The sequence below is a fragment of the Virgibacillus oceani genome, assembly GCF_014638995.1.
In the GTDB taxonomy this organism is placed as follows: domain Bacteria; phylum Bacillota; class Bacilli; order Bacillales; family Amphibacillaceae; genus Virgibacillus_E; species Virgibacillus_E oceani.
On the sequence record NZ_BMFR01000027.1, the window covers coordinates 24,298 to 30,714 of the forward strand.

Genomic DNA, 6,417 nt, shown 5'->3' on the forward strand with positions numbered 1-6,417 from the left:
ATACCATTTATAATTCAAGTGGGTGTATTTTTACCCTGAACTACCTTTTATCATTTGAATATGACCAGGCAGAATTGATAATTCAGATGGCGTCATTCCATTTATTTCACCATCCATATCAATTGTTTTAGTAGGATCAGTTGAAATGGTTAATTCTTTCGCTTGAAAATAAATTAATTCAGATAGTTGATCTAAGTTGTTATTCGGTTGATCTAACATAATTAATTCTTTAAACGAGGCTAGTGTAGAGTTCTTTACAATTAAAATATCAAAGAATCCATCGTCAGACCTAATGGAAGGAATAGGAATTTGTCTAGTACCGATAAACCCTCCATTCAAAACTACTAGCATTACCGCCTCTCCTTCATATGTTTCCACATCCGTTTTCATTTTGTATGAGAATGGTTCCGATTGCGTAACAGTCTTAATTGAACTCATAAAATAACTAAGTACGCCAAGCGATCTTTTTTGCGTTTCATTAATATTCAACGAAGTGTCTGCGACTAATCCAATTCCCCAAAAGTTCAAGAAATACCAATTATCTGTTTTACCAAGATCAATAGGTATTATTTCACCGTTAACAATGGCTTCTGCAGCCTGTCTAAGATTTTGGGGAATTCGGAGCATGCGACTAAAGTCATTACATGTTCCCGCGGGCAAAATGGCAATGATTGGTCTAATTTCAAGTTCCGCTATACTGTTAATACATTCGTGAACCGTTCCATCTCCTCCCATGATAATGATTAACTCAACCTCACTTGCATATGCAACACAGCCATCCTTTAATTCATTTATTGTTTGGGTTTTTAAGACGGTAATTTGTTTGATTGATTGTGAAAGGATTGGCAGTGTTTGTGAAAGCTTTTGTTCTAAATCCCGATTTCCGGCATTTCCGTTAAATAAGAATAAGGCATTTTCGTATTTCACAATAAAACCCCCAATTTTACTATTATCCTTTGTTATTACCTATTTCAGCTTTCCAAAACCCATTTATTAAAATAATCATATCTGGATAACACAATTAAGCAATAAGTTATACTTTTTAACCATTTTGTAAAATAAAATCGTAAATCAGGAGTAAATTTTTAAAAATAGTCTAGCATTTTTGACCTAAATGTTATTTAATAAGAGTGAAGGATTTATAATTTTTTCATTACATAGGAGGGTCAAAATGAAGAAAATCTATGGTCTGGCACTTATGTTAGCCCTAGCTTTCGTTCTTGCCGCATGTGGCAGTTCAGATGAAGGAGATTCAGCTGAAGGAAGCGAGACACCAGAAACACTTGTAATGGGATTTGTTCCATCACAGGATTCTGACACGATCGCTGACACAGTAAAGCCATTAGCAGATGAGTTATCTGATGTATTGGGTATACCAGTAGAGGGAAAAGTTATGGTGGACTACAATTCATTAGTAGAAGCTATGGGAGCTAATCAGGTACAAATTGGATTCATTCCAGCTTTCGGTTATGTATTAGCCAATGAACAATACGGGGTGGAAGTAATCCTAAAATCGGAACGTTTCGGATCAGGTACATATAAAGCACAATACGTCGTTCGCGCTGATTCAGGTATTGAAAGCCTAGAAGATTTAAAGGGAAAAAGATGGGCATATGCAGATAAGGGATCTACTTCAGGCTATCTTTTCCCAGCCAATCAATTAATGCAGGAATTTGGTTATGATAGTGCTGCAGAGCTGGAAACAGATTTCTTCTCTAACACGCTGCCGGCTGGCGGGCACGACTCAGCTGCAATCGCTGTTTATGAAGGGGATGCCGATGTTGCGACAACCTTTGATGACGTTCGTACAGAGCTTGAAGGTGATTACCCTGACGTAATGGATAAGTTAAAGGTTATCGGTTATACAGAAGAAATTCCGAACGATACAATCTCTGTTACAAAAGAACTGGATGATGAATTGGTACAGAAAATCAAAGATGCATTCCTAGGATTTAATGAAAATGAAGATATGATCAAAATCATGAACGATGTTTACAATTGGGATGCAATCATTGAGGCATCCGATGAAGAATATAAAGTTGTTAAAGATACGTACAAAAAATTCAAAGACAACATTGAGCTTTAATAGTTTACCAGCTTTATAGCTATTAAATGCTTATTAGGAGGGGGAGGTATTATATCTCCCCCTTTTTCTCAGTTAATCAGCAAAACCCTTAATCTGTAATGGAGGAAATAGCATATTATGATTGAATTTAAAGACATTGGCCTTGTATATCCAAATGGCACAGAAGGTTTAAAAAACATAAATGTAACGATTAATGATGGAGAATTTGTTGTTATGGTTGGTCTATCTGGTGCAGGAAAATCCACTTTTATTCGCAGTATTAACCGCTTAGTCACACCGACATCCGGCTCTCTTCTAATTGATGATGAAGACATTTTATCCTATCGTGGATCTGATTTACGCAAACTCCGTACAAAAATAGGTATGATTTTCCAAAATTATAATCTAGTAAAACGGTCAAACGTACTGAAAAATGTACTTGCAGGACGTTTAGGACATACGGGTACTTTTCGATCTATATTTAATTTATATAAAAAAGAAGATGTTGGACTTGCATATGAAAGCTTAAAGCGTGTAAACATCGATGAAAAACTTTATAATCGTGCAGATGAATTAAGTGGCGGGCAGCAGCAGCGTGTCAGTATCGCACGGGTTTTAACACAGAAACCAAAATATATTTTAGCAGATGAGCCGGTTGCATCCCTTGACCCACCGACATCACATCAGGTTATGACCTATTTGAAAAAAATAAATAAAGAAGACAATATCACTACAATTGTCAACCTTCACTTCATCGATATGGCTATGGAATATGCGGATCGAATTATTGGTATGCGTGCAGGAGAGGTTGTTTTTGATGGTCCTGTTTCCGAAGTATCAGAGAAAACGTTTGAAGAGATTTACGGCCGTACAATACGTGAGGATGACTTGCGTGGGGGTGCAAACGAATCGTGACAAAACAATCGAACTCATTGTCTCAGGGTACAACACCACCGATTTTTCCAGTGAAAACGAAAATACAAGTTACTGTTATTTTTTTCGTTGTAATAGGTGTTTATCTTTTTAGTATGTTCTGGACGCAGCAGCAAATGGTGGGCGGATTTGGTAATGCAATTGGAAATATGGTTGTTGTTATTGAAAAATTCTTTCCACCTAATTTGAGCATTCTTCCCGCTATTTGGGACCCTATGGCGCAAACGATTCAAATGGCAATCATTGCAACAACAGTGGCAGCAGTTTTAACAGTCCCATTAGCATTATTATCGGCGCAGAACATTACAACATTCAAACCGCTTTATTATTTTACACGTACATTATTGAATATTTTACGTACAATTCCTGATTTAGTTTTAGCAGTCGTATTTGTTGGTTTATTTGGTATTGGATTGTTTCCGGGTATCATCGCATTAATTATTTTTTCATTGGGAATTCTAGCGAAATTAATCAGTGAAACAATCGAAGCAGTCGATATGAATCCACTTGAAGCAATGCGAGCGTCAGGCGGAAATATACTGCAGGTCATTTTTTACGGTTTGGTACCACAAGTATTGCCGCAGTTCACATCGTTTGTATTATATGTGTTTGAAATCAATATTCGAGCATCTGTTGTATTAGGGCTAGTAGGCGCTGGTGGTATCGGGCTTGTTCTTGATCAGCAATTAGGCTTTTACAATTATCCAAATGCAATGGCAATCATCGTACTTATTTTCGTCGTTGTGCTTGTCATTGAATATATCAGTAATAAACTTAGGGAGGCATTGATATAATGGCGACATATTCATTACCTCCAAAAAAAGAACAATCTTCGTTTAAAAAGTTTAAAAAGATCTTTATATTGCTTGCAGTGATTGCTCTATATGTCTGGACCTTTTTAGGAATAGACATTGATTGGACCAGGGCTGTGGAACGGGCAGCCAGTAACTTTCATAGAGTGATCCCTAAGCTGTTCAGTCCCGATTGGGCAGCAGCTGGAGAAGTATCGCAAAAAATACTTGAAACCATTTTTATTGCTTTTGCCGGCTCCTTTATGGCCGCAATACTTGCAATACCGTTAGGATTTTTAGCGGCAAAAAATATGTCTCGTGGGAAATTGTTATCGGCAATCGGCAAATGGATTTTGTCAGCCATCCGCGCTTTTCCAGATATTATTTTAGCTATCTTGTTCGTAGTTGCAGTTGGTCCAAATGCCTTTGCAGGGGTGCTTGCGATTGCAATCGGTTCAACGGGTATGCTTGGTAAGCTTTATTCAGAAGTTGTCGAGTCGATCGATATGCAGGTAGTCGAAGCAATGGAAGCCAATGGTGCCAATAAAGTTCAAGCGCTCTTTTACGGTGTTCTTCCGCAAATTATACCGGAATTTTTATCCTATGCAATCTACCGGTTTGAAATTGATATTCGTGCATCATCCATTCTCGGTATAGTTGGTGCAGGCGGAATTGGTACAATGATCATTTTCGCTGCCAATAACCGAAATTGGAATGAAATGGGCATGATTTTACTGGCAATTATCATCGTCGTAACCATTATCGACTTTATTTCAGCAAGAATTAGAAGGAAAATTGTTTAATTTATTTAAACAGAAACGAAATTAAAGATGATTTATACTTTAATTTCGTTTCTTCATATGCATTTTGAAAGGATGTACTACAATGCTAGATCATACAGCAAAAATCACCCTTCTATATACCAGTGATGTACACGGTAACGCACTTCCTATAATGTATGGAACAAATGAACCTGCAGACATAGGACTTGCTAAATATTCAACTGTCGTTAAGCAGGCAAGAAGCGATAATAAGCATGTTATTGTATTGGATAATGGTGATTTAATTCAGGGTACACCGCTAATGACCCATTATGTTAAAGAACATGCTGACTCGGAAAACCCGATGGTTGGAATTATGAATAAAATCGGAATCGATGCTGGTGTAATTGGAAATCATGAATTTAATTTTGGAAAAAAAGTGCTTACTGATGCAATTAATCTATCTGATTTCCCTTGGCTTTCCGCAAATTGTCTTGACGCCAAAACGGGTAAACCGTATTTTGGAACCCCCTATCGTATGATTCAATTGGAAAATGGTATAAAAGTTGCCATTGTTGGTGTGACAACTCATTATATCCCAAATTGGGAAGCTCCGGATCACATTGAGGGGATTCACTTTGCCGATGCCTGTTCAACGTTAAAAAAGTGGGTTGAGCACATTCATCAAGCAGAACAACCCGATGTATTAATCGCTTCCTACCACGGGGGATTTGAACGCGATATTGAAACAGCTGAGCCAACCGAAACATTAACCGGTGAGAATCAAGGGTATCAAATGTGTGAAGTAATAGACGGTATTGATGTATTATTAACTGGACATCAGCACCGTCAGCTGACTGGCGCCATTCATGATGTATTGGTTGTCCAGCCAGGATTTAATGCCCAATCCTATGGTGAAATAACGATTGACCTGAAAAAAGGTTCAGATAAATGGCAAATTCATAATAAAAACGCTGCTATCCATACATTGGATGGGGTAGAATCAGATCCTGCTATAATTGATTATATGCAAGCTATTGAATCTTCTACACAAAAGTGGCTTGACCAGCCAATCGGATACATTGAAGGTGACATGACAATAACAGACCCACTCCAAGCTAGAAAACAAAAGCATGCATTCATTGAGTTCATTCATCAGGTGCAAATGGATGCAGCAGGTGCAGACATCTCTGTTACTTCTCTCTTAAATAACAGTTCAAGAGGATTCGGTTCTGTCGTAACAATGCGCGATATTGTTTCCAATTATATGTATCCAAATACATTGGTTGTACTTGAACTCACCGGAGCCGATATCATTGCCGCGCTAGAAAAATCTGCAGCATATTTCACAGTAAACATGGATGGTGAAATTGATGTAAACCCAGCATATGTCGAACCAAAACCCCAGCATTACAATTATGACATGTGGGAAGGAATAGATTATACAATAAATGCGGGGAAACAAATTGGTTCACGTTTAGAAAATGTCACTCATAATGGTGAACCAATTCAATTGAATAATACCTATCATGTTGTACTGAACAATTACCGTGCAAATGGCGGAGGAAATTATGACATGTTTAAAAATAAACCAATTGTACGTGAAATTCAAAAAGACACAGTTGAAATTATACGTGCCTATTTTGAACGCTACCCTACTGTGAAAGCAACACAAACACAGAATTTTAACGTAATTGCACAATAGACATAAAATGCGACGTAATATTCTCGGGTCGCCGTCCGGGATCGCTGCGGGCGGATGCGCACCTTAGGGCACGGCCTCAGCCTCCTCGAGAAAGGTGCACTGGCCCCCAATTGTTGGACACTCAACTGACAAATGGGGGTGCTTTGATGAACAAATTTACAT

6 protein-coding genes are annotated in these 6,417 nt (G+C 37.9%); 5 read left to right on the top strand and 1 reads right to left on the bottom strand.

What is annotated here, in order from left to right:
- Positions 1-30 precede the first annotated feature (30 nt).
- A complete protein-coding gene (locus IEV74_RS18600; protein ID WP_229683253.1) occupies positions 31-927 on the bottom strand; it encodes a YegS/Rv2252/BmrU family lipid kinase in 897 nt (298 codons plus the stop codon).
- Between the two features lie 244 nt (positions 928-1,171).
- Here IEV74_RS18600 and IEV74_RS18605 point away from each other — a divergent pair, with 244 nt between their 5' ends.
- The 5 genes from IEV74_RS18605 (at position 1,172) to IEV74_RS18625 (ending at position 6,255) form a co-directional block, all read left to right on the top strand.
- Positions 1,172-2,086 carry a phosphate/phosphite/phosphonate ABC transporter substrate-binding protein gene (locus IEV74_RS18605; RefSeq protein WP_188456855.1) on the top strand — a complete coding sequence of 305 codons (915 nt, stop codon included), beginning with the start codon at positions 1,172-1,174 and terminating at the stop codon, positions 2,084-2,086.
- A 117-nt stretch (positions 2,087-2,203) separates the two neighbouring features.
- Positions 2,204-2,980 (top strand): phosphonate ABC transporter ATP-binding protein, encoded by a 777-nt coding sequence (gene phnC / locus IEV74_RS18610; RefSeq protein WP_188456856.1) that lies wholly within the window; start codon positions 2,204-2,206, stop codon positions 2,978-2,980.
- Positions 2,977-3,792, top strand: a complete 816-nt coding sequence (gene phnE, locus IEV74_RS18615) for a phosphonate ABC transporter, permease protein PhnE (protein ID WP_188456857.1) — start codon at positions 2,977-2,979, stop codon at positions 3,790-3,792. The genes phnC and phnE (IEV74_RS18615) overlap by 4 nt, the downstream gene beginning before the upstream one ends.
- Positions 3,792-4,592: a phosphonate ABC transporter, permease protein PhnE gene (phnE, locus tag IEV74_RS18620; protein ID WP_188456858.1), complete on the top strand. Its 801-nt coding sequence runs from the start codon at positions 3,792-3,794 to the stop codon at positions 4,590-4,592. Before phnE (IEV74_RS18615) ends, phnE (IEV74_RS18620) begins: the two co-directional genes overlap by 1 nt.
- 82 nt (positions 4,593-4,674) lie before the next feature.
- A complete protein-coding gene (locus tag IEV74_RS18625; RefSeq protein WP_188456859.1) occupies positions 4,675-6,255 on the top strand; it encodes a bifunctional metallophosphatase/5'-nucleotidase in 1,581 nt (526 codons plus the stop codon).
- Positions 6,256-6,417 lie beyond the last annotated feature (162 nt).

Bases quoted from the DNA above. Each gene is read 5' to 3' on its own strand.
- IEV74_RS18605 (WP_188456855.1), top strand. From the start codon at position 1,172: ATGAAGAAAATCTATGGTCTGGCACTTATGTTAGCCCTAGCTTTCGTT.
- phnC (WP_188456856.1), top strand. From the start codon at position 2,204: ATGATTGAATTTAAAGACATTGGCCTTGTATATCCAAATGGCACAGAA.
- phnE (WP_188456858.1), top strand. From the start codon at position 3,792: ATGGCGACATATTCATTACCTCCAAAAAAAGAACAATCTTCGTTTAAA.
- IEV74_RS18625 (WP_188456859.1), top strand. From the start codon at position 4,675: ATGCTAGATCATACAGCAAAAATCACCCTTCTATATACCAGTGATGTA.